Source organism: Bacillus sp. CH140a_4T (assembly GCF_008923725.1).
GTDB lineage: Bacteria > Bacillota > Bacilli > Bacillales > Bacillaceae_G > Bacillus_A.
Genome location: NZ_WBPF01000005.1, coordinates 65,497 through 90,851 on the forward strand (window position 1 = coordinate 65,497; position 25,355 = coordinate 90,851).

Annotated in this window: 20 protein-coding genes and 6 pseudogenes; 20 read left to right on the forward strand and 6 right to left on the reverse strand. The window is 31.8% G+C overall.

The features are described 5' to 3' along the window. The first annotated feature begins 101 nt into the window (after window positions 1-101). Window positions 102-908, forward strand: a complete 807-nt coding sequence (locus F8162_RS01290) for a DegV family protein (RefSeq protein ID WP_151582806.1) — start codon at window positions 102-104, stop codon at window positions 906-908. A gap of 300 nt (window positions 909-1,208) precedes the next feature. After that, the gene (locus tag F8162_RS01295) at window positions 1,209-1,622 is read left to right on the forward strand and encodes a DUF6892 domain-containing protein (RefSeq protein WP_151582808.1); all 414 of its coding nucleotides are present in this window, start codon (window positions 1,209-1,211) and stop codon (window positions 1,620-1,622) included. Between the two features lie 87 nt (window positions 1,623-1,709). On the opposite strand, the gene F8162_RS01300 is transcribed toward F8162_RS01295, so the two are convergent. Together F8162_RS01300 and F8162_RS01305 are read right to left on the reverse strand one after the other, a co-directional pair. Next, window positions 1,710-3,458 (reverse strand): ABC transporter ATP-binding protein, encoded by a 1,749-nt coding sequence (locus tag F8162_RS01300; RefSeq protein WP_151582810.1) that lies wholly within the window; start codon window positions 3,456-3,458, stop codon window positions 1,710-1,712. After that, a complete protein-coding gene (locus F8162_RS01305; protein ID WP_151582812.1) occupies window positions 3,451-5,253 on the reverse strand; it encodes an ABC transporter ATP-binding protein in 1,803 nt (600 codons plus the stop codon). Before F8162_RS01305 ends, F8162_RS01300 begins: the two co-directional genes overlap by 8 nt. 512 nt (window positions 5,254-5,765) lie before the next feature. On the opposite strand from F8162_RS01305, the gene F8162_RS01310 reads away from it, so the two are divergent. Beyond that, window positions 5,766-6,977, forward strand: coding sequence for a methyltransferase domain-containing protein (locus F8162_RS01310; protein ID WP_151582813.1), 1,212 nt, complete (start codon window positions 5,766-5,768; stop codon window positions 6,975-6,977). A 112-nt stretch (window positions 6,978-7,089) separates the two neighbouring features. Then, complete coding sequence (locus F8162_RS01315) at window positions 7,090-8,394, forward strand: MFS transporter (RefSeq protein WP_151582815.1); 1,305 nt, start codon at window positions 7,090-7,092, stop codon at window positions 8,392-8,394. Between the two features lie 40 nt (window positions 8,395-8,434). Here F8162_RS01315 and F8162_RS01320 read toward each other — a convergent pair whose 3' ends face one another. After that, window positions 8,435-9,133: a hypothetical protein gene (locus F8162_RS01320; protein WP_151582817.1), complete on the reverse strand. Its 699-nt coding sequence runs from the start codon at window positions 9,131-9,133 to the stop codon at window positions 8,435-8,437. Window positions 9,134-9,641: 508 nt separating this feature from the next. Here F8162_RS01320 and F8162_RS01325 point away from each other — a divergent pair. After that, complete coding sequence (locus F8162_RS01325; protein ID WP_151582819.1) at window positions 9,642-10,442, forward strand: GNAT family N-acetyltransferase; 801 nt, start codon at window positions 9,642-9,644, stop codon at window positions 10,440-10,442. A gap of 45 nt (window positions 10,443-10,487) precedes the next feature. Further along, window positions 10,488-11,350: pseudogene (locus tag F8162_RS01330) on the forward strand (glycerophosphodiester phosphodiesterase). A 264-nt stretch (window positions 11,351-11,614) separates the two neighbouring features. Here the strand turns inward: F8162_RS01330 and F8162_RS01335 are convergent. Beyond that, on the reverse strand, window positions 11,615-12,076 hold the full coding sequence (locus F8162_RS01335; RefSeq protein ID WP_151582821.1) for a DUF2306 domain-containing protein: 462 nt from the start codon (window positions 12,074-12,076) through the stop codon (window positions 11,615-11,617). Window positions 12,077-12,250: 174 nt separating this feature from the next. On the opposite strand from F8162_RS01335, the gene F8162_RS01340 reads away from it, so the two are divergent. Next, window positions 12,251-12,781 carry a DUF4269 domain-containing protein gene (locus tag F8162_RS01340; RefSeq protein ID WP_151582823.1) on the forward strand — a complete coding sequence of 177 codons (531 nt, stop codon included), beginning with the start codon at window positions 12,251-12,253 and terminating at the stop codon, window positions 12,779-12,781. A gap of 45 nt (window positions 12,782-12,826) precedes the next feature. On the opposite strand, the gene F8162_RS01345 is transcribed toward F8162_RS01340, so the two are convergent. Next, window positions 12,827-14,260, reverse strand: a complete 1,434-nt coding sequence (locus F8162_RS01345; protein WP_151582825.1) for a PLP-dependent aminotransferase family protein — start codon at window positions 14,258-14,260, stop codon at window positions 12,827-12,829. 151 nt (window positions 14,261-14,411) lie between these two features. Here F8162_RS01345 and F8162_RS01350 point away from each other — a divergent pair. The 10 genes and pseudogenes from F8162_RS01350 (at window position 14,412) to F8162_RS01390 (ending at window position 21,432) form a co-directional block, all read left to right on the forward strand. After that, window positions 14,412-15,267 (forward strand): annotated as a pseudogene (locus tag F8162_RS01350) (DMT family transporter). A 133-nt stretch (window positions 15,268-15,400) separates the two neighbouring features. Further along, entirely contained in the window at window positions 15,401-15,868 is a 468-nt protein-coding gene (locus F8162_RS01355; protein WP_151582827.1) for a GNAT family N-acetyltransferase, read from the forward strand. Between the two features lie 25 nt (window positions 15,869-15,893). Further along, on the forward strand, window positions 15,894-16,340 hold the full coding sequence (locus F8162_RS01360; RefSeq protein ID WP_151582829.1) for an NUDIX domain-containing protein: 447 nt from the start codon (window positions 15,894-15,896) through the stop codon (window positions 16,338-16,340). 198 nt (window positions 16,341-16,538) lie between these two features. After that, window positions 16,539-16,811: a heterocycloanthracin/sonorensin family bacteriocin gene (locus tag F8162_RS01365; RefSeq protein WP_151582831.1), complete on the forward strand. Its 273-nt coding sequence runs from the start codon at window positions 16,539-16,541 to the stop codon at window positions 16,809-16,811. A 102-nt stretch (window positions 16,812-16,913) separates the two neighbouring features. Then, window positions 16,914-17,442, forward strand: a pseudogene (locus F8162_RS01370) (serine hydrolase). Between the two features lie 31 nt (window positions 17,443-17,473). Next, window positions 17,474-17,617, forward strand: coding sequence for a hypothetical protein (locus tag F8162_RS28600; RefSeq protein WP_000653324.1), 144 nt, complete (start codon window positions 17,474-17,476; stop codon window positions 17,615-17,617). Between the two features lie 289 nt (window positions 17,618-17,906). Beyond that, on the forward strand, window positions 17,907-19,115 hold the full coding sequence (locus F8162_RS01375) for an OFA family MFS transporter (RefSeq protein ID WP_151582834.1): 1,209 nt from the start codon (window positions 17,907-17,909) through the stop codon (window positions 19,113-19,115). Window positions 19,116-19,292: 177 nt separating this feature from the next. Next, complete coding sequence (locus F8162_RS01380) at window positions 19,293-19,736, forward strand: NUDIX hydrolase (protein WP_151582836.1); 444 nt, start codon at window positions 19,293-19,295, stop codon at window positions 19,734-19,736. A gap of 30 nt (window positions 19,737-19,766) precedes the next feature. Beyond that, complete coding sequence (gene dnaN, locus F8162_RS01385; RefSeq protein WP_151582838.1) at window positions 19,767-20,897, forward strand: DNA polymerase III subunit beta; 1,131 nt, start codon at window positions 19,767-19,769, stop codon at window positions 20,895-20,897. A gap of 22 nt (window positions 20,898-20,919) precedes the next feature. Continuing rightward, window positions 20,920-21,432: an NUDIX hydrolase gene (locus tag F8162_RS01390; RefSeq protein ID WP_151582840.1), complete on the forward strand. Its 513-nt coding sequence runs from the start codon at window positions 20,920-20,922 to the stop codon at window positions 21,430-21,432. A 125-nt stretch (window positions 21,433-21,557) separates the two neighbouring features. Here the strand turns inward: F8162_RS01390 and F8162_RS01395 are convergent, their stop codons facing one another. Next, the gene (locus tag F8162_RS01395; protein WP_151582842.1) at window positions 21,558-22,520 is read right to left on the reverse strand and encodes an MBL fold metallo-hydrolase; all 963 of its coding nucleotides are present in this window, start codon (window positions 22,518-22,520) and stop codon (window positions 21,558-21,560) included. Window positions 22,521-22,816: 296 nt separating this feature from the next. Between F8162_RS01395 and F8162_RS01400 the strand changes: the two are divergent. The 3 pseudogenes from F8162_RS01400 (at window position 22,817) to F8162_RS01410 (ending at window position 25,328) form a co-directional block, all read left to right on the forward strand. Next, a pseudogene (locus F8162_RS01400) lies at window positions 22,817-23,651 on the forward strand (LAGLIDADG family homing endonuclease). Window positions 23,652-23,804: 153 nt separating this feature from the next. Beyond that, window positions 23,805-24,784: pseudogene (locus tag F8162_RS01405) on the forward strand (hypothetical protein). A 50-nt stretch (window positions 24,785-24,834) separates the two neighbouring features. Next, window positions 24,835-25,328, forward strand: a pseudogene (locus F8162_RS01410) (histidine phosphatase family protein). Window positions 25,329-25,355 lie beyond the last annotated feature (27 nt).

Consider the following 25,355-nt stretch of genomic DNA (forward strand, 5'->3'; position numbering starts at 1 on the left):
AAAACAATAAAGTCCTGTTACTATTACAGGGATATTCTCTTTTCGTAACATAAATATATAGAAAAGTCAGAAAAGAGGAATTGAATTAAGGGAGGAACAACATGAAGCGTGTTGCTTGGATTACTGATAGTACAACTGCGAGTTTTACAACAGAAGGAGATAACTTTGTTATCCCGATTGAAGTTATTATTGATGGTGTGTCGTACAAAGATTGTGAAGAAGGTGTGCGTGAGCGCGTCTATAATGCGTTAAACGAAGGTAAAACTGTCACTACATCACAACCTAACATAGGGGAAATGGTAGAATTATTTTCGAAATGCAAAGAAGAATATGAAGAGGGATTTGCAGTTGCTATTAGCGGAAAAGTAAGTGGAACTTATCAAAACATGAAGTTAGCTGCAGACATGGCAGGTTTCCCATTAACGGTATTGGATAGTGAAACAACAAGTTATCCAATGGATGAACTAATTAGAAAAGCGAAATCGTTATACAATGATGGTATGACGTTACAAGATATACACAAAACATTAGTAGATGAAGAAAGAAGACCTTATTATGTATTCCCAAAAAGTTTAAAAGGTCTATATGCAAGTGGGCGTGTAAAAGGAGTTCAATTTTTACTTGGAAGTTTATTAAGTGTCAACTTAATATTAGAAGTAAAAGGTGGAGAGCTTTTACTTGAAAAGAAAGTTCGCAAAATCCAAAAATGTCGAGAATACATTAAAAATGAGCTTGAAAAAGAATTGCCAAAAGTACTTCATATGTTCCATGCTAACGATAAAGATGGAGCTGAAGAATGGATTTCAGATATTAGACAAGCATTCCCTGAAATGGACTTTAAACTATATCCATTACCAATTTCATTTGCGGTTCATGCAGGTGAAGGTACAATCGCAATTAGTTATTAAGAGGGAAGCCCGTGAATCATTCACGGGTTTTTTATTTTATTAAATTGAAAATGAGGCCCCACTATATCGCTTTCAAGCTAAAAAATACTCGTATTAATTGTAATAATTTGCTAGTGTTAAATTGTAAGTGTTTGTGAAGGATAACATACTTTTCTAAATGTTTTTTTGTTTTTAATATTTATTAAGATACTTAATTGAAATGATAGTAACCGCTGTATTAGATATTTTAAAGAAGACTCTCCTTTTTAGTGTAGTTTAGATTAAAAGGCTAGGACAAAGATAATATTGGAGGTAGTTAGCATGGGCAAGAGTGAGGTGTTTAAAGGTTTCAATTTTAAACTAGTGGTAATTGAAGCGTTATTAGATAAAGAGCCATTATTTCTAAAGGAATTAACAGACTTAATCAATAAGTATACAAATAGTTTTGAATGGTATTCTGGAGTTGGACCAATTGTTGAAATCAAGGATTACTTAGAAAATTTGAATTTAGAAATGAGTGATTTAGAAAAGATTGAATCTCTTTGCTTTGATGGGGGGAATGAAATTTATCAGATTCTAAAGCCAGATTGGGATGGTGAAGACAGTTTATTTGATGTATTGTCTGTTGAAGGATTTCAAATTCTAAAAAATTTAAAAACAGTAGAATATATTTTAATGTGTTATCCAACAGTGTTAGAGCCATTTAACAAAGCTGGAATTGAAATTGAGGATTGATGAAGAGAGAGTCATATACTATAAGAAGAAAAAACGAGTATAACCGAATTTAGGTTTATACTCGTTTTTTCTTTTAAATAAGAGAAATTATTTTAAAACCCAGTTTTCTGCTTCCTGACGAATACGAATGAAACGACGATATGTACCTTTGCGTTGGATTAGTTCATCGTGTGTTCCTTTTTGAACAATTTTTCCGTTTTCAAGTACAGCGATTTGATGGGCGTTTTGAATTGTTGCGAGTCGATGAGCGATAATGAGCGTAGTTTTCCCTTTAGTCAGCTCATCAAGTGCACATTGAATGAGAGATTCATTTTCAGGATCAAGGCTTGAGGTTGCTTCATCTAAAATAATAATTGACGCATTTTTTAATATAGCACGGGCGATGGAAATCCGTTGTTTTTCACCGCCAGATAGAGAAGAGCCACCATCCGTTAACACCGTGCTATACCCATCTTCAAGTGACATGATAAAGTCGTGACATTGCGCTTTTTTTGCCGCCTCAATAACTTGCTCTTTCGTTGCCTCAGGATTACCGAAATGTATATTGTTATAAATAGAATCGTTGAATAAATAAACATTTTGGAATACCATGCTGATCGATGACATTAATGTATGAATACTTAATTCATTAATATTTATATCGTTAATTGTAATAGCACCCTTATCTACATGATAAAAACGAGCGATTAAGTTACATAGTGTCGTTTTTCCAGAACCAGATGGACCGACAATAGCAGTTGTTGTTCCTTCTTTTATATGAAGTGATACATCTTGAATAATTGGGCGATTACTATAGCTAAATGAAACATGATCGAACGTAATATCAAACTGTTTTAAATGAATATCTTTTCCTTTCGTATCGACAAGTTCTGATTGTTCAATAGCACCCAGCTTATCTAGCATATTATCAATTGTTTCAAGAACGTGTGTGGCATCACTAATGGGCTCAATACTATCAAACATAACAAAAGAAAAGAGTGTGATTAAGAAGAGGTCAGCAAGCTGCATATCACCGGATAAAATAAGTGACGAAGCAACGAGAACGAGTAATACTGATGCAAGTTTCAGTCCCATACGGTGGCCGACATTATAAATACCGAATGACTTTTGAATTTGAATGTTGACATTTTTACTATTTTTAAAGGCCTCGTTAATATTTCGGGATGCTACACCTTCTTGATTGAAGCTTTTTACAACAGACATACCACGTAAGTATTCTAATGTATTGTTAACGAGTTCATGTTGACTTTGTTGATGCACTGGTGCATTTTTACGGCTATGTTTTTGTAGTAGGCGTAAAAAGAGCATAGATAGTATAACGCCAGCAATAGCAATAAGTGCCATAATGGGATTATAGAACAATAAGAATAAAATCATCGTAAATGTCATGATATAACCATTTACAACAATATCAATCATTTTCATTGCCATCAGTTCCACAAATGATAAATCAGTAGTTACAATACTATTAATATCACCTGTACGGTACTTATTGAAAAAACCGAGTGAAACTCCTTTTAATGTGTTCCCAAGTTGAATGCGATGTGATGCAACGAGTTCATAACCAATACTCTCTTGATAAACAGCTTTTAAATAAGAAAAGAGGAATCGTCCTAAAATCGCTATCAAAATAAATAAAAGAAGTAACCAAATTGTTTCTGAAGTTAATTCTTTTGTACCATGATAGTCATCCAGCATATATTGCAGTCCTTTAGCAGAGATGACAATAGGTAAAGTAATACAAATTGATTGGAAAAATGAGAAGACGAACCCAAGATATACGCGTTTTTTATAAGGACCAGTCCAAATCAGAATTCGTTTTAAAATCTTAAACATTGGAATGTCCCTCCTTAATTACATTGTCTAGTTGAATATCTTTTTTTCTTGTACCAATATGTGCTTGCCATAGTTTTTGATACAAATCATTATTTTGTAAGAGCTGGTCATGGGTACCTATAGTATGAACATCGCCATTTTGCAAGACGACTATTTGATCAGCATGTTTAATCGTTGATAATCGGTGGGCGATAACAATTAGTGTTTTATTTGAAGCTAACTCATTAAATGCTTTTTGAATTTCAGCTTCATTTTCAGGATCTGTGAACGCTGTTGCTTCATCTAATATAATAATTGGTGCATCCTTTAAAATAGCACGAGCGATCGCAAGACGCTGCTTTTCACCGCCCGATAGTTTTTTTCCAGCTTCACCAGAGTCCGTTTGATAGCCATTTGGTAATGCTTTAATAAATTCATCGCAACGAGCAAGGCGAGCTGCATGGAAAACTTCATCATCTGAAGCATTCGGATTCCCCATACGAATATTCTCTAATACGCTTGTACGGAAAAGGAAATTATCTTGTGCAACATAGCTAATTATCTTACTGAAATCGTTTGGATGAATATCTTTAATATTGATGCCACCAATGTTTATACTTCCATCAGATACATCCCAAAAGCGTGTGATGAGCCGAGCGATAGTGGATTTACCACTACCAGAAGGACCGATAAGTGCGGTATAGTTACGCTCAGGAATAGTTAGTGATAGATCGCGGATAACTGTATGTTTTTCGTTGTAACCAAATGAAACGTGTTTCATCTCAATTTGAAAGTGATTTGGTACTAGATTGTGAGTAGGGGCAATCGGTAATGCTTCTAAATGTAAGTAGTCCTTTGTGTCATTCACTGCATATTCAATAGATTTAAAATCATTAACGAAGGTTGTAATTTGCATGAGTGGATGAATTAATCCCATTGATAAAGTTAATGAGATAATAAGTTCTGCTGGTTCAATAGTACCATTTTGATAAAGAAGCAATCCAACTGGAAGCGTTCCAACGAGTGTTGAAGGGAGAATTGCATTCCCGAGAGTCATTAAAGGCCATGTGCTACGGAACCAATTTAATGTGAAATCCTTAAATAATGTAATAGCATGAGAGAACTTTTTGTAAGATTTGTTTGTTTGATTAAATGTTTTAATGACTTCAATTCCTTCTACATATTCAACAATTACACTGTTAACGTGGTTGCTAGACTCCATGTAATTTTTGTATTGAGAATTAAAGTTGTGCATCATGATCATATAAATTATTAGTGCGATTGGTACTGTAATGAGTGTAGCTAACGCCATTCGATAATCGATTGTTAATAAGTAAATAAAAATACCAATTGTTAATAAAATATTGGATAGCCCTTCAGGGATAATATGGGCAAGAGGAAGTTCTAATGTTTCAACACGATCAACGATGATATTTTTCATATTACCAATGGGTCGATTGATAATATATCCAAGTGGTGCACGCAGGAGACGCTCAGCTAATTGCAAACGAATATTCTCTAAAATGCTAAAAGCAACTTGATGTGAATAATAACTTGAGAGTGCATGAAATACTGTCTGTACGAAATAGCCACAGATAGCAATGAAAATCCAATAGCTAATACTATTTATCGTTTGGATACCGTCTATTAATAATTTAAGAATATAATAGATGGCTACATAAGGAACGAGTCCACCAATAACGCTAACAATAGCTAAGAAAATAGAAATGATCATTAAGTGTCTAGAGGGAACTACAAATTGTAAAATCGAGTGAATCCAATGTTCCTTTTTGATGGGGGGTGTAGAATGTTCCATATTTTCACGTCCTTTATGATGTAAATGTTGTTATAAAATCTTGTACAGTTAATTTATTTTTGTCATTATAATGAAACTCCTTTCTGTTTTGAGGTCCTTATGAAAATCTAATTAATATATTTTGAATATTCTACATTGTATATTTTATCGAGAATGATTATCAGTGTCGATATATGGATGTGGAATGGAATTATAAGTATAGTACTCTTGGACTATGAAAGTCGGAGCTATTGATAGTTCTTAAAAGAAGGGGCCCGTGTAGCTCTCTTTAGCAGGGATAGTAAGGCTTCTAGCGCAAAAGTTAGAGAATAGAGGGGGCATAACCTAGGATATTAAGTGAAATGTATACTAGTTACACAAGTAACTCTGAAGATTGAGTTATTATTTATGGTCCTGATACTTAATCGGCAATTCTAATTCATACAATAATTAATTTTGTATAGAGAGATGAAAGGATTTTAAAAAATAAAAAAGAAGTATATATAAACAAATATATAAATGGTAGTGATATTATGAAAATCAGTAAGTTTGCAGAAGTAAATAATGTAAGTATAGATACAATTAGACATTATATGGATCTCGGCCTCATTATTCCTGAAAAAAAGGGAGGGCACTATTTTTTTGATGAGTATTGTCAAAAAGATATAGAGCTTATATTAGAGTACAAATGGCTAGGGTTTAGTTTGAATGAAATTAAAGAATTTTTTCTTTATAAAAATTTAGCGAAATCTATAAATTACGAAAAGGATAATTTTTATCAATCTTTATTTAAAGTGAAATATGAAAGGCTTGAACAAGAAATAAAAATTTTAGAGGAACGAAAAGATAAATTAAAGGAAGCGTTAAATAATTTATCTAAAGCAACTGAAATTTCGAATTCAATTTTAGGGATAGATTTAAAAGTACTTCATTTATTTAAATGTTTTAAGTGTAACGGAAATTTAAGTCTCGAAGATGGCATTATCAATAAGAATCAAATTGTTGAGGGAAAGTTGATTTGTAATTGTGGTGAAGAATACAAGATTACTTCAGGGATTTTAATAGCTGGAAAATCATTTGAATCGTATGAAAGGACTTTAGTTGAGGATTATATTCATGAAACTGATAGTGCTTTTTTGGAGAATATACAAAGGGGAGGAGAATGGGCGAAAAAGAAACTACTGCAGCTAGATTTAAATAATAAGGTGGTACTTGATTTAGGTTCGGGTCTTGGGTTCTTTTTACGAAATATTTATGAAGAACTACCAGAAGATTGTTTATATATTGCTGTTGATCGAGATTTGAATAAACTTCTATTTTTAAAAAATGTAATTGAAAAAAGAAATCCTAAAAGAAACATTTTATTTATCTGTGCTGATTTTTTAAACATACCTATTCAAAAATATTCTGTTGATATTGCAATTGATCAGTCCGGTACAAGTAATTATAGTTTTGAACATGAGGATTTTTTATTACACGAATTAAACTCCCTGTTTAAACACGATTGTTATTTATTAAGCTCATTTATTTTATTTAATAATTTCAACATAAATAGCCAAATTACAACTAGGTTTCGGGAGAATTTTACACTGTCAAAAGTGACGAAAGAAATTCATAATCTACAGTTTCAATCCATTGATGAGAGAACATCAAATTATTTGGAACGGGGCGGGAAATACGAGGATTTCTTTGTTCAAGGAGAAGAAATTTATACATATTCATTTTTCGGAAAAAGATGGGGTTAACCCCATCTTTTATTTATTTCCCCTGAAAACTTTTCAAATAGTACATATTGCTATTGGGTTGACCCAAGAACTTACAATGTACGTAACACAAAATTAGACAGGGGGAAAAATGATGGAAAGTTTACGATTACATATAGAAAATAAAAAAAACAAACACGAACTAAGAAATATTTGTTTATATTCAATTGCAAAAATAGTATCAATATCCGGCAGCTCTATTTATAGTTTCGCATTAGGATTATATGTTTTACAAATAACTGGATCAGCGTTAAATTTCGCCATTACGCTCATTTTAGGAACGATTCCAATGATTGTTATGAATCCATTTGCTGGTGTAATTGCTGATAAAATTGATAAAAAGAAACTGGTTGTTTGTATGGATTTACTAAGTGGATGCTTATTAATAGCTGTTTATATATTAAGCAGCTATTATGGATTAAACTTATTCATCATTTATATTACTACCTTTCTTATGACTGTATTTACAACATTTTTTGGAATAGGATTAGAAGCAGCAAAACCAAATATCGTCTCTAAAGAGAGGCTATTGAGTATTAACTCTATAAGTAAAATTATTGATTCCATATCTTTAATTCTAGGTCCTATGTTAGGGGGCATTATTTTTGCAGTCTTTGATATTAAAACTTTTATTATTATTAACGGTATTTCATTTATTCTATCAGGCACATCCATACTGTTTATTCACTTTAAACTGTTTGAGTGTAATGTAAATGAGGAAAGTTCAAATAGCGGAATTCATTTTATTAAAGATATAAAAGAGGGATTTTCTTACTTACTTGAAAAGGAAAGCTTAAAGAATACGTTTCGTATTTTAATTTCACTTAATTTCTTCTTAGGATTTGCTGTAACTGTTCCATTGCCATACATTATTAACACGGTTCTCAATCTTAGCTCTAAACAATTCGGTGTGATTCAAGGGACTTTTCCGATAGGTATGATAGTTGGTGCAATATTAGTAAAAAAGATAACTGATCGTTTTTCTTATTCCTATTTATTGAAAAAAATAAGTTTTATGCTGGCGATTTTTATGATAGTTTCAGGTATCCCTGTTTTATTCAAAATTATTGAAGTAAATAATATTGTATTTGTTACTATGTATTGCGCTATTATGTTCTTCGTAGGGCTAACGATAGCATTAATCGACATCCCTTTAATTTATTTTATGCAAAAAGAGATTCCAGATGAATACAGAGGCAGAGTACTTAGTATTGGATTAAGTTTAGGTAAAATGATGCAGCCGATAGCACTGGCATTATCAGGTCTATTATTAAATCATATTCCAGCCTACACGCTTCCAATTGGAGGAGGGATTGTATTTCTTATTTTGAATCAGGCTTACTCAAATAAATTGAATTTAGAAATCCATTCAAAAGGGTATCGTGTTGAACGTAATTAAATAATATCGAAATAGCGCAGGATCATCATCCTGCGCTTACCTATTGTAATTCAGCTGTTTTTCTAATAACAATCTTATCAATATCATCTTCTTCATCACCGATAAATAAACCGCGTTCTTTTAAATACGCCTCAAAATATAAATCTGCTTCTGCACGTTCATCATACGGTTTTACAGATAGAACGAAACCTAATTTGTTTTGTTCCTCTAAATGAGAAGTGGAGATATAGGCCGGTACATTGTGGCGTAAAAAGAGTTCTTTAACCGGAATAATCATATCTTTCATTAATTTCGTTAACATACCCAATTCAAACTCGAAATTAAAGCGATCTATACTACATAAATCAGCGAATACTACACCGATAAAACCTGTATTAAATACTTCTTGATAATCTACTTCTTCGTTACCGTAAAAATTCTTTTCTATTAAATAATTTATAAAGTAAGCTACACCATCACTTTGTTCAAATGGTTTCGTTGAGAGAACAAAGCCGATTTTCTTTTGTTTATGTAAATACACACATGACATGTATGCTGAAATGTTATGTTCTTTAAATAGAGAACTTGTTGCCCCAGAGAGACCATCAAGTACGTGATGAACGATTTGAAGTTTTTTACGAGCGAAATAATAGGATTTCTTTTGTAACTCCAATGTATCAATAAAGACAGAGCCGATAAAGCCTGTATTTGAAATGATAGGTGTTTGCTTTTTTCTTCCTCTGCGCTTTGCTTGAGCCATTGTAAAAATCATCCCTTCATGTACAATTAAAATAAAAAGAACATTTGTTCGTATATTTATATTTTACTATTAAAACGCTCTAAAGTAAAGGGTTTTTGACGAAAAAAACAACAAAAAAGACACCTGTAAAAGGTGTCTTAAACGCTGTAGGGAAGAGGGTTCATCCATACAATTTATATTATGATACAGAAACAATCTCTTCTGTATCTTCTACATCTAAATGACAATCCATAGTACGAACATCTTGATCTTCATGACTTCCGAAATAAATAGTAATTTTCATATGTATCGCTCCTTTATTCTAGGAATACCTAAAATAATTACTAGTAATGTTAGTATTTATTATATACCACTTTTTTCATTCCGACAACGTTATATCGTTTTTAATTCTTTTAGAGCAAAGAGAGTGATGTATAGAGCTATTTTTATAGAAATAGGCACATTTCATATATGTTATATTTAATACTGAAAGATTCGAATACGAATCTTTATGAAAGGAGAAAAATGAATGAATTATAAACAGTTATTAATAGATAACTTCACATATAAAACTTCATATATTGCGCGACAGGTACATGGAATGAATGTAAAAGAAACGAAGGATTATATTGCTGTCGACTGTGGTTTACCGGCAGATACATTTAATATCATTACGCTACTCAATAGTAATGTAACGGAAGGGGTCGAGAAATTATATAAGGAAGTAGAATGCTATAATCAAAAGAAATTTCCAATGAGTGTATGGCTATGGGATGCGGAGCAAGAGCGGGATATAAAAAGCGAATTAATTAAAATTGGTTTAAAAGAAGCAGAACAAAATATCGCAATGGTAGCAGACTTAAAAACAATTCATCCAATACTAAACATGCCAGTAGGTTTTACGATAGAAAAAGCATCTTTGTCAGGACAAATTAAAAATTTTGGAGAAACGTTAGCTAATCTATTTGGTACATCAGAGGAAGGTATACATGTACAAGCATTTTACAATGAAACTGTTTCTTTCGATTTATGGAATAGTGAACATATGAAACTATACTTAGGGATTTTTAAAAATGAAGTCGTATCTGTTGGTTCATTAGTATGTACAAAAGATAGTATTGGTATTTATGATATAGCAACTAAAGAAGAAATGAGAGGGAAAGGATTTGGCTCTACTATGTTTCATTATTTGTTGCAAGAAGCAAAAGAATTAAAAGTTGCCCAATGCGTATTACAAGCTTCACCTGATGGGATTAATATTTATAAAAAGGCTGGTTTTCAACCTGTTGGACAAATGACAGTATTTGAAAATCGACATTTAATTGAATAAATCATCCGAGCTAAATTGCTTTCATGTAGGAGTTAATACATCATTATGAAAAAAATATATATCGTTACAATCATTTGCACCTTTATAGTAATAGGTACTTTTGTTTTTCATAAAGCAAAGGAACTTAAGTACACGAAAGCTATTAAACAATCAAATCATATAAAAAACATTGCACATAGAGGTGCTTCTGCATATGCGCCGGAACATACAATACCAGCTTATACATTAGGACAACAATTAAAAGGAGATTATATAGAAATTGATCTTCAAATGACAAAAGACGGACATTTAATAGCTATGCATGATGAAACAGTAAATCGCACTACAAATGGTACGGGGCTAGTTAAGGAACATACATTAAAAGAAATAAAGCAACTAAATGCAGGTTCTTTTTTCAATGAAAAGCATCCAAATTTAGCAAAGAAAGAATATGAAGATGCTACAGTCCCAACACTAGAAGAAATTATTGAAACGTTCGGGCAGAATGCTAACTATTATATTGAAACAAAATCACCAGATGAATATGCTGGTATGGAAGAAAAACTATTAGAAATTATAAAACACTACGAAATAAGTGATAAAGTTATTATTCAATCATTTAGTGAAGAAAGTCTGCAAAAAATTCATAGTTTAGATGTTAATATACCGCTAGTACAATTACTACCTTACAAAAAGGCAATTCAATTAAATGAATTAGAGATAAAAAGTATAAAACATACTGCATCGGTCTTGGGATGAACTATAAATATGTTGATTCAGCTTATGTAAAGAGAATAAAGAAACATGGATTAGAAGTTCATCCATTTACTGTAGATAATGAAACAGACATGAAAAAGCTAATTTTATGGGGCGTTGACGGGATGTTTACGAATTACCCGGATCGTTTACATTCGTTAGTTAAACTATAATAGTGTAATTATCACTGAACCAATAAAACAAGTACCCACAAGTATACAAAGATAGTTCATGGTTCAAATGGTAACATCATTGAATACATAGATCCAATATTGAAATGAAATCCGAAAAAGAATCCAATACTTTTATTGGATTCTTTTTATTTAGCTCTAAGTGATTAACTTAAAGCAATACGATTTTGAATTTATTAATAAAATATTACATTGAGTATGATTTTTCATAATAATCATCAGAAAGTAACGAAAATGTAATGAATTTTAACTACGCTTTTTATATTTTTTTGATACACTGGCTACGAGAGGAATACCGATTAATGTAGGTAAAAACCAAAACCATATAGGTGGCAGTAAATTAATTAAGGGAATATGAATACCGATGTTTACCAAAAGTGCGGTAACAGCACCGATATAAGAGCCTAACATACCTATAATATGGTGGTGAAGCCAATTTTTCCACCGTTTTTTTCGTGCGAGGTATCCATAGATCGCAAATGAATAAGAGAAAATTGCCACATAAAATAAATATGCGATTTTATCCCAGTTTATAATGGATAATATAATTGCAGTAAGGGTGATGACAACGTAGGATGCATGATATATTTCACCCCATTCCGTATGTTTTCCTTTCTTCTTTTGAGCAACCATCGCTATTATCCCAGTGGTTAAACATATCGTTCCAAATAATATGTGGATGGTTAAAAGAATGTTGAAAATGCTCATAATAATTCCTCCCTTTTTATTGTTATAGTATTGCAGTATAGGAGAAAAGTTGAAACATATTGTTTATTCACTTTAATATATTGAAATAAAGGTACTCCAAGAACAAGTTTAAACGGACAAATTTTTCTTGTATTTAGTGAGATACGTATTACGTGAAATGAAGGAGAGACTTCCATGTTTACATCTATTACATATTTACAATCAGGGAATGACAAGCAACAAAAGGTATATGATGTTTTGAATAAACTAAACATAATGGAGGATTTAGCTTTGTATAGTCCCGTTCTTTGCGGGACAATCCCTATAAGAATTGATACTCTTCAATCTGACTTAGATATAGTAATGGAAGTACATAACTTTGATGTTTTTGAACAGGAAATGAGATCTTTATACGGTTCTTATAAAGGATTCAAAATAAAAAAGAAAAAAATTAAAAATACCGAATCGATAAAGGTAAATTTTGAATTTGAAGGTTTTGATTTTGAATTATTTGCTCAGCCTAAGCCAGTACGTAACCAAAATGCATATAGACATATGATAGTAGAGCACATGTTATTAATGCAGCATCCCCATCTAAGGAAAGAAATTCTTCACTTAAAAGAGAACGGTTTAAAAACAGAACCTGCTTTTGCTCAAGTATTAGACATTAAAGGGGATCCTTATGAAGAACTTATTTTATTGGGACAAGAAATGAGATTGTGGTAAATAAGATACATAAAAACTCCTCTATAAATAAAAGAGGAGTTTTTGTTATGTCATTAACTTACGGATTAATTCGCCTAACAATTCAATCCCGTTAGTCATTTGCTCTGGAGAAGCATATCCATATGATAAACGAATGTACTGATCTGATTCTTCTTCATAGATACGTCCTGGGTTTAAAAGAATTCCTTTGGATAGTGCCTCTGAAAATAATTTCTTCATCGGAATGCTAGGTACAACCTTTAGCCATATAAAAAATCCACCACTAGGAATATCCCAGGTGGCAATATCTGCACAATACTTATTTAAAGCACGTATCATTATTTGTCTTCGTTCTTTGAGTTGAATTCTTATGTTTGCAACATGTTCCTCATAAAATCCTTTATTTATCCATTCAGCAGCAACTCTTTGTGATAAAGAGCTCGATCCATAGTCTGTTTGCATTTTTATATCTGACAATCTATCAATTACAGGTTCTGGTCCAATAATCCATCCAATTCTAAGTCCAGGAGTAAGTGTTTTAGAGAGACTACCAACATATAATACATGTCCATGTTTATCTATCGACTTTAAAGGAGCTGGAGGTAGTTCATCAATCCATAATTCGCGGTAAATATCATCTTCAATAATAGGTAACTGTTCCTTTTCACATATTTTTAATATTTCTTTTCTTCGCTCTAGAGACATTAATATCCCTGTTGGATTTTGAAAACAAGGGATAGAATATAAAATATTTTTCTTTTGACTATATTTGATTCGCTTTAATAACTCGTTAGGTAAAATACCGTGATGATCCATACATATACCAGCTAGATTTATATTTGCTGATTGAAATACATGAAGTGAATATAAGTAAGAAGGTTGCTCAAGTAAAACGGTTGATTCTCTATGCAATAGACCAATTGATATTAATTGCAATGCTTGTAACGCACCAGAAACGATTAATATAGAACTAGCTGATGCATGTATTCCAAATGATTTTACGTATTTACTAATTGCTTCACGTAACGGTAAAAACCCTTTTTGTTCTTCATATCCAAAATAATCTAATTCCTCACATATGCTTTTCATAATTGACTGCATAGTTTCTAGTGGGAAAACTTGAGGCGCAAGTTCGCCTTTACTAAGGTGGATAAGTTCTTTATTTGCTTCTGCTTCATTTATTTCTCGTACCATTAACTTGCTAGGTTTATGAATACCAGCCTTTACATATTCACTCCAATCAGGCGGGGGATTCGTCGCTAATAATGACCATGTATTATTTGTCACAATTGTTCCTGCTCCAATTTTTCCTTGAATCAATCCGTCTGCCATAAGTTCATCTAGTGCAGTTATTACAGTACTTCGATTTACATGAAATAATTTGGCTAACTGCCGTTGACTAGGGATCTTACTACCAATAGGCCATTCTCCGTTTTCGATTTTTTCTTTCATATAATCTATTATCTGCCGATATTTAGGCAGTTTTTTATTAGTTGTCATAAAAAAACTCCCTCGTTTACTTTAAAAATGCCAAGTGGTTGGTTTTTACGATAAATGACTGGTTGAAGACATTGTATCAACTATTAAATATGATGAAAAGAAATAATTGGTAATTTTAAAGTGGTTGGTTTATTAGGAAGGGAGAGATAACATGCATAATAAAAAATGGGATTTACGCATCATATGTGCTCACATCTTATACACCAGAGCATCTTACTTTACTACGTTTATTAATTGCTTCATTTATACTACTTTTGTTTTCTTTTATATATAAGTTACGGCTACCAAATTTAAAGGATATCCCAGCAATTTTTATATTTGGTGCTTTAGGGTTTACTATTTATCACATTGCATTAAATTACGGCGAAAAAACAGTAAATGCTGGATCTGCAAGTTTAATTGTTTCAGTCACACCTATAGTAACGGCAATTTTTGCTTCTATTTTTTTGAACGAAAAAATGAAATTAAATGGTTGGATCGGTGGTGTAATTAGTTTTATAGGAATTGCTTTCATATCATTTAGTCAAGGAGATGCTATTCAATTGAATAGTGGAGGATTATTTATATTATTAGCAGCGATTGCAGAAAGCCTATTTTTCGTTTTCCAAACTTCTTACTTGAAAAAATACGGCTTCTTGCCATTTACTATATATACAATTTTATCTAGTACTGTATGTATGCTTATTTTCTTACCGGGAATGTATACAGAAATACTAGCAGCTCCTCTTGAGGTGAATATGAGTGTTTTATATTTAGGTTTATTTCCAACAGTACTCCCATATATCGCATTAGCTTATATCATATCTCATTCTGGTGCTACTGAAGCAACAAGCTCTCTATATTTAACCCCAGTAACTGCATGTTTTATTGCTTGGATATGGTTAGGTGAAATACCGTCTTTTGTTTCGATAATTGGTGGAGGAATTACTATATTAGGGGTTTTAATTGCACATATATCATTAAAGAAAGAAATGCATAGTGAGGAGTACTGCAATACAACAAAGTAGCTTTTGTTTAGAGGTAATAATTCAATATATCTATTAATGACATGTAACCACGTAACTTTTGAAATTGAAACAGGGAATTATTTTACTGCGTTGAATATATAAATACATTCTCTTAATAAAGGAGCTAAAATTATTGAATGTCCAGTTAAAGGTTGTTACGAGAGAGAATTGGGAAGATGCATTAAAGTTACAAGTTAAAGAAAACCAGATGAAATTTGTTCCATCTGTAGCAGTTTCACTTGCTAAAGTATATATAAAACCAGATGGTGATAATGTAGAGTACATACCATTTGCGATATACGACGGCGATCTAATAGTTGGTTTTATTATGCATGCTGTTGTAAGAGAGACAACTAATATGTATTGGATAAACGGTTTTATTATCGATAAAAAGCAGCAAGGTAATGGTTATGGAAAAGCGGCATTACAGAAAAACATCTATTTAATAAAAAATACATGTAAGGCGTGTAAAGAAATTAGATTAACCGTACATAAAGATAATATCTCTGCAAAGAAACTGTATGAACGTTACGGTTTTCAATCATTGGGACATGAATATGATGGTGAGCAAGTCTATCGTTTATTCGTTAATCAAATATAAAGTAAAGGATTGAGAGGAAAAGCAATTGAAAACTAAATTTCATCACATTGTACGAGCTGTTATGATTAAAGATAAAAAATTGTTAGTGGCTGAATATATTGGCCATCATTATTTTTTACCAGGTGGTCATGTTGAAGTTGGGGAATCAGCTGAGAATGCATTAATAAGAGAACTGCAAGAAGAACTCGGAGTTAACTGTAGTATAAAACAATTTTTAGGCGTCATAGAAAACCAATGGGAAGACCGAGAAGTTCTTCATCATGAAATTAATCACATGTTTGAAATAGATTCACAAGAGTTACATATTGATTTCACACCAAACTCTAAAGAGTCTCATTTAGCATTTCACTGGATAGATTATAATCAAGAAGCTTTAAATACTTATAAAATCATGCCAGCACCTTCAGTGAAAGAGTTACTAGAAAGAAAATTAAGCGATGAACTACTAAACTGTTGGATTAGTAATTTTTAAATACCTCTATTAAAAATAAATTCGTCTACTGAAAGGAGATTAAGAAAATAGGCTAAAAAACAAGGTACATCACCTAGTGTAAGTTCATATTTTGTTGATGTACGCATTTAGTCTATAGCCTTTTTCTACTTTGTTTGCAAAAATATATAAACTGTAACATTTGGACGGAATTTATTTTTATAAATGGAGGGTTTCGTAATGAATCAGTTTCAACAAGAACTTCAATCATTAAACCTTAATGATTATCAATCCGGTAATGTTGTGTATTGGGATCAACTGCAACAAAATCAATATCCATACTATTACATTCAAGATGATGCACGTCGTTGCGGCGGATGCGGTGGTTGCGGCGGACGCTGTGGTGGATGTGGCGGCGGAAGATGCGGAGGTTGTGCAGGACGTTGCGGCGGATGTATAGGTTGCGCTGGTTGTTTCAGTTGCTTTAATTGCTGGAACTGGTGGATCATTTAAGTATAGAACATCAATAATATCTTACATGAAAGAAAGGTGTAAATACTATTTTATACGTTTCTTTCATGTTGTGATTTTTTATTCGTGTTAAGGGGGATTTATTTGTATACATACGATAAATTGATTTCTTGGGTCGAGAATATAAAAGAAGAAAATCATAGTTCTGCAACTGCACTGTGTATTATAAAAGATAATAAAATCGACTAGAGCATTATAGTGGCTATCATTCAAATACATCTACAAATAACAAAGTAACAGCACCTTCACAATTCAATGTTGCTTCTGCGAGAAAAAGTTATTTAGGATTAATGGTAGCATATGCGCTTTACGAGGGAAAAATAAACTCAATTGATGATGAAGCGAAAAAATATTTTAAAGACTTCGACCCTGTATTACTCGGTAAAATAACGATAAGACATTTAGTAACTCATTCGCACGGTTTAGGAGAAACGAATGACGGGACAAATTAGGAATTACTGGACCAACCATTTTAGTAATACCTGAATATAAAGGAGTTGTTGCGAAAATGTACAATAAAAGATATAACTACGGTGGTGATAATTACTTATATTATTTACGTAAATTTAGCAATTTAGTCGTTGATACATTTCATAACAGTAATAGGGCATAATTACTCCTATAATGAAAAGGAGTGAAAGAAAATGAAAGATAAAATAAATAAAAACAAAAAGCAAAATATTAAAGATGTAAATACAGAACAAAATGCAATTTATAGCGATCCAAAAGATGCAGCTAATATGCAAACGGTACCGCAGCCGAAGGATTTTGATGAAATTGAATACTAATTTTTTCTTCATCCGACTATATAATGAATGAAAAATACATCTTAAGTCCCATCACATGAAAGAAATCTTTTGGTATCATATATACATAAGCATTTGAAAATGTCTTATCTTAACAAAACTAAGCTTTCTTTTAGTAAATCTAATATAACCTGCAAAAAGACACTTCATAATGGAGTGTCTTTTTGTGTGTATGAACTTAATTTCCATTTTCCGCATAGTATCTTGTATTTTATGATGGTTATACTAACTGTGAAAATTCATGTCAAGATAAAAGAAGGGGACAGTTAGTATGAAACAAACTTCTATAAATCCATTACTAATTGTTTTAGGTACAATCATTGTTCAAATTGGCCTTGGAACAATTTATACATGGAGTTTATTTAATCAACCCCTTGTAAGTAAGTTTGGATGGAACCTCAATGCCGTTGCGATAACTTTCTCCATAACAAGCTTTTCTTTATCATTTTCAACCTTATTCGCAGGTAAGCTGCAGCAAAAATTAGGACTTCGTAAACTCATCGCTACTGCAGGGATTGTTTTGGGACTCGGTTTAATACTTAGTTCACAAGTTTCTTCCTTACCATTACTATATTTATTAGCTGGTGTCGTTGTTGGTTATGCAGATGGAACTGCTTATATTACATCACTATCTAATTTAATTAAATGGTTTCCAAATCGGAAAGGACTTATTTCTGGTATATCTGTTTCTGCATATGGAATGGGCAGCTTAATCTTTAGATATATAAACGGTAGTCTTATCGATAGTCTTGGGGTATCACAAGCATTTTTATATTGGGGGATTATCGTCCTACTTTTAGTATTAACCGGATCGTTCTTCTTACGTGAAGCAGTTGTAAGTAACACCGTAACTGAGACATTACACAGTGACTATACGTCTCGTGAAATGATGCGAACGAAACAAGTATATCTCTTGTTTTTCATGTTATTCACATCATGTATGGGTGGTCTATATTTAATCGGTATGGTAAAAGATATCGGAGTACAGCTCGTTGGACTTAGCGCAGCAACCGCCGCTAACGCCGTCGCAATGATTGCAATCTTTAATACAGTAGGTAGAATCATTCTTGGAACATTATCAGATAAAATTGGCCGAATGAAAATTGTCTCTGCAACGTTTATTATTATTGGATTGTCAGTCTTTACTTTAAGTTTCATCCCACTAAATTACGGTATTTATTTCGCTTGTGTAGCAAGTGTTGCCTTTTGCTTTGGTGGTAACATTACAATATTCCCGGCCATTGTCGGAGATTTCTTCGGCTTAAAAAATCATAGTACAAATTACGGAATTGTTTACCAAGGTTTCGGATTTGGTGCGCTTGCAGGATCATTCATCGGAGCACTACTTGGTGGATTTCAACCGACCTTTATTATAATTGGTTTTCTATCTGTTATCTCTTTCGTTATTTCAATTTTAATTCGTCCTCCAAAAGCAGAGAAGAAAAAGGAAATAAAACATTTACATCGGAAAGTAGCCTAATACTGAAAAGGGTCCTAATATAGGGCTCTTTTTTATATAGTAATGAAAGGTTATTGATTATTAATTTTGCTAAGAGAAGATAAATGAAATACTCTATTAACTTTTTTATATTTTAAAACGATTAAATGGTAGAATGTAACAAAGACAGAAAATTCCTGTTATTAGAGGTGGACTTAGATGAAAAAAGTAAATGTTACATATGCACTTTTATACGATAAAACAAATGAAAAGGTCTTAATGGTAAAAAACAAAGGGAAGAAAGGTTCTTATTACACGCTACCAGGTGGCGCAGTTAAATTTGGGGAAACCTTAGAAGAGGCAGTAATCCGGGAAGTGAAAGAAGAAACCGGGCTACATATAAATGTAAACGGTATCTGTTACATTAGCGAAGCTTTTTTCGAAGAGAGAGGACATCATGCAATTTTCTTTAATTTTTTAGGTGAAATAATTGGCGGGGAGACAAATATAACAAGGCCAAAAGAAATTGAAGAGATTACTTGGATGGAATTACATAGAGCAGCACCGCATTTACGTATACCAGAACACTTATTAAATACATTACAAAGAAAAGAAACAGTACCTTACTTTTTTAACGGAACAATCATTCATCAATCTTCATAACATTATCATTTCATGTAAGGCGGGGAAAAAATGGAGTTTATCGTTAATCATAAACATTTCACTCAGGCACTTTCAGAAGTAAGTAAAGCTATATCTACTAAAGCTATAATCCCTATACTATCCGGCATAAAAATAATTGCAGATCAATCTGGAATTACTTTAATCGCAAGTAATTCAAATATTTTCATCGAAAAATTCATCCCTAATTCCAACGAAGACGACCAAATTACAACTATAGTAAAAGCAGGAACTATTGTCGTACCTGCAAAATATTTCATTGAAATTATAAAGAAAATGCCTAGCGATGTATCAATAAAAAGTACGAATGAGCAAATCATTACGATACAATCAGAAGAAATTACATTAAACTTAAATGGACTTCCAGCATATGAGTTTCCGAATGTACCACTTATAGATGATCATGCAAAAGTACAAGTTAAAACAGAACAATTGATTGAAGTGTTTAAACAAACTGCCTTTGCGGTAGCTAAAAATGAATCTAGACCCGTTCTAACCGGAGTACATATCGAGTTAGACCACAACAAATTAATTTGTGCTGCAACTGATTCACATAGACTTGCTATACGTGAAATGATAATTTCTTCAGATGTGAAAGCAAATTGTATCGTACCAAGTGCAACTATTAGTGAACTGCTAAAATTAATGAGCAGTAATTCAAAATTTGTATACATCTACCTTTCAGAAAGTCACATTATTTTTACATTCGGTACCACTACGTTATATTCAAGGCTAATTGAAGGGAAATATCCTAATATATCTAGTTTAATTCCAAATGATTTTCAAACAGTCATTAACATAGATAGAAAAAGGATTTTACAAGGTGTAGATCGATCAAGCTTATTAGCAAGTGAATGGGCAAATAACAATGTCAACTTAGAAATCATAAACGAATCCACAATTAAAATTTCTTCTAACGCTTCTCAGATTGGAAAAATATCCGAGACACAACAGATAGATACGATTCAAGGTGAAAAACAATTAAATATATCTTTCGATGGACGATTTATGTTGGATGCTTTAAGGGCGATAAAAGAAGAAACGGTTACTTTAAGTTTCAGTGGTTCTATGAGACCCATATTAATTGAAGCAGGGACGCAATCTGCAGCAGTACATCTTATATCACCAGTAAGAGCTTATTAAAAACATAGGAAGGAATCACATTATGTACAAGCATACTTTATGTTTTATAAAGAGAAATGAAGAAATACTTATGTTAAATAGAGAATATGACCCTGTAAAAGGATTATGGAACGGGGTAGGGGGAAAGATAGAAAAGGGAGAAACACCTTTAGACAATGCGATTCGTGAAATAAAAGAAGAGACTAATATAGAAGTTAAGCATGACCAAATTCGGTTTAAAGGTATTATTAAATGGGAGGACTCTTCATATTCTGGCGGTATGTATGTTTATCTAGTAGAGTTACTTAATGAATTTACATATCACACTCCAAAAAAAGTATCAGAAGGAATTTTAGATTGGAAAGAGATTTCTTGGATTCTAAGTGACTATAATTACGGCGTAGGAGAGATGATACCAAAATTTTTATATGCACTACTCCACAATGAATTAATATTAGAGCACAACTTTGTTTTATCTAATCATAAATTAATAGATTATTGGAATGAAGAATTAGCTAAGCAGGACAGTTCTATAGATAATATAGTTCAATTGTAATAAGAATAAATTTATCCCAAAGTAGAGTTTCAAATAGCAAGAAGGCAAACATAGTGAAATACATTTAAATACAGAAAAAAGAGCGAATCACTTATAGAAAGGTGCGCTCTTTTTTTTATTTATAATTAAATTTCTCTCCACCAGGCTGATGAAGGATAGTCTGTAGATTTCAACGTAATAGATTCACCGATTTGTGGCGTTGCAATATTAACCCCTAAACGATTCGCTTCTTTTGTCACACGTTCAATAGGATCACTCCATTCATGTAACGCCAATGTAAAAGCACCCCAATGAATCGGAAGAAGCAGTTCTCCTTTCACGTCAATATGAGCTTGTACCGTCTCTTCAGGTAACATATGAATAGCAGACCATCTAGGATCATATTGCCCGCACTCCATTAAAGTAAGATCAAATGGGCCGTATTTATTACCAATTTCCTTAAAGTGAGGGGCATAACCGCTATCACCACTAAAGAAAATTTTAGTTTCTTGACCAAGAATAAGCCATGAACACCACAACGAACAATCTCTATCTGTCATACTTCGTCCTGAGAAATGCCTTGCGGGAGCACATACCAACTTAATATTATCAAACATAATTTCATCCCACCAATTATGTTCGCTAATTTTACTAGGTGAAACGCCCCATTTAATTAAATATTGTGCTACTCCAGTTGGAACATAAAAGTGCTTTGCACGATCTTTTAACTGCATAATACTCTTGTAATTTAAATGGTCATAATGATTATGAGAAATGATAATCGCATCAATTTCTTGAAGGTCTTCACGCTCTAAAGAAAAAGCACCACTATAACGTTTACTATTAAACAGAGGAAATGGGGAAGAGGCATCTCCAAACATCGGGTCTAATAACAATGTTTTACCTTCTATTTTTAAAAGAGAAGCAGAATGTCCAAACCATGTCACGCTCTCTAAAGACTCATTATTTTTATCTGATAAAACTATAGGTAATTTTTTTATAGGACGCAGCTTAGTTTTCATTTTAAAGTAATCAGTCATTAAACCTATAATATCTTTCGGCTTAAAAGTTACATCAGTATGAATTTGATTTATATATTTCTTTTTCATTCGTTCTCCTTTTTACGTTTAACAATACACGTATGTTGTTATTGTAGCTATTTGTAGTTTAAACGAAATTATTTAATCTTTCATCTTAAACGCATTACATTTCATAAATTTGTCAAATTCATTATTTTTATATATAAAACGGGGTTTAATCAGAAGCAGCTAAAATCAATATTAAGTAAATGTAAATTGTTTTAATTTAGTAAATCCTTTCTTATGCGCAACAAAGAACATATGTTTCGTTGTATGTTATAGAAGAAAGTATGTCTCTAATTAAGAGTTGGAAGGAGAGGGTGTAAGTGCAAATAGAGAGAAAAAAGAAATCAAAATGTAAACTATCAAAATCTGAAATAACGCAGCTATATGCAGAAGGGAAGAGTACCTCAGAAATCGCTATACTTGCTAATGTGTCTGCTAGGTATATTCGTATGGTTTTATCAGACAATAACGTCCCAAGGCGTGCTATAGGGAGTTGGAAGAGAAAGTATGACATAGCAGAAGATTATTTTAAAACGTGGTCAAATTATGCTAAACATTAATAGTAAAACAATAAAAGACGACCTTATGAACGTACACGGAATTAAGCCATGTAAATCTTTTAACATTGAATTTCCTTTTGTACCAGAAGAATATTTACATCACTTTGTTCGTGGGTATTTTGATGGGGATGGTTACGTCAATTATGAAACTTATACAGTAAGTTTTGTAGGAGGATCATATAGGTTTATGAATTCTTTAAATCAGGTACTACAAAATCACAATTTATCAGCCGATTTACTAAATCAAACTAAACATTATCGCGTCATTTTAACCGGGAGAAAATCAATACAACTATTTTCAAATTGGATTTATAAAGACAAAGATATTTATTTGCATAGAAAATATGAAGAATTTCAGAAAGAAAGTCTAAATCTAGATAAATTACAAGATAGAAAACTAAAAAGAACTCAAGCTGCTGTTAAGCAGAGAAAACAAAATTTCCTTAAGGAATATATGAAAAATAAATGTATCACTAAAACTTGTTCCAATATAGAAATAAAGGAACCAACTTTTAAAAGTTGGTTAAAAAATGATAATCAATTTAAAAAAGAGTATGAAAAGATTAATTTGACAAATCCAACTACCAATAACTAAATATAAATTTCTAGATGACCTTAGTATAGGTATTAACATGGCCATACTAAGGTTTTTATTTTGAAATCATAAAAGGATCCTTACTTTTATTTATGGAACATAGTAAATACATAGATTTTACAATTACTTTATTAAAGAAGGAGGGACTATATAATGTTCGCCAATTATACTTCAGAGAAAATATTTCAAACATCTTATGAGGCAAAAATGATTTCGTCAGGTGACAATTATCCAACTATAAAAATAAGTGGGACAAACCTTCAATACTTACTTGTAATGCTTCATCTTGGAATTGAGTCAAAGACAATAAAAACGAAACTAAATTGGACGAACGAAGAATTCGAAAAACAAATACATGCATTAGAACTAGAAGGTCTATTGAAAAAGATAGGAGGGAGTTACTATCCAACCTGTATGGTTATAACAGCTAATGAAGGAAAAGAGTTGTATAACCTATGTGAGCCTTTAATTAAACCTACACTCAAAATCATTGAAAATTATTCAAATCAAATTGATGCTATTTCTAAAAGAATAGAGACATTTAATCATTTATCTAAAGAATCGTATAGTCTTTTACTTTATAGCGGTGTGTTATTAGATTTTGAACAAATAAATAACATTGAAGAAAACTATTTAAAAACGATTCGACCTTTTAGAAACAATAAAAGATATTATTATTCGATTCAAGAACAAGAATACACAGATAAAGAGGCCTTTGGAATATATGGTAATACGTATTTGGATTTAAGTGAATATCAAATTGGACTTTATGGAAATACTCGATATACAAATTTAAATTTAATAACTGCAAATAAAGAAGTATTTGAAGAATATTTTCATGATGTTATAACTGATATTAATTATGCGAAAAAACAATTGGTTAAAAATTTTGTAGCAGCAGATAAGCAAGTAGACTTAAGTTTAAATGTATTATACGAGCAATTAGGCTTAAGTAAAAAGTCACAATCAATTAAGAATACTTTGCAAGCAGCAAATACTCACAAGAAATAACTTATGAAGAGTTTTTTATCTGGTGGTATCATTTTTTCTATACAAAAGTAACTGAATAATTAATAAAACAGGGCGTAATCAGGATCAGTTCCAAAATGAACCAGACATATATAATTTATTAAACTAAACGTATAGAATTAAACCTTCATATAAGTAACAGGAGGATATGTATATGACTGTTTTATGCTTAGTGAGACACGGTGAAACTGAATGGAATGCAATAGGGAAGCTTCAAGGCCGTGAGAATATTGATCTAAATAAAAATGGTAAACAACAAGCTGAAAAATGTGATTTATATTTGCGTGAAAAACAATGGGATGTACTTATTTCTAGTCCTTTATCAAGAGCAAAACAAACAGCTGAAATCATAAATAAGCACATGATAACACCAATAAAAATTATTGAAATGGAGAATTTTATAGAACGTGATTATGGTATAGCTTCAGGATTAATGAGAGAAGAGCGGATGAAAATGTTTCCAAATCGTAATTATTTTAATCAAGACCAAGAGAACTACTAAAAGCAAGAATTATAACCGGTTTAAATATATTCCTGAAAAAACACTCAGATAGTACTGCCTGTATAAGTAGCATTTATTATGATCAAGAACAATGGAAAATACGTGAATATAACAAAATTGATTATTTACAAACAAATAATGAATAGAAGATAGATATATGGAAAAAACGATAT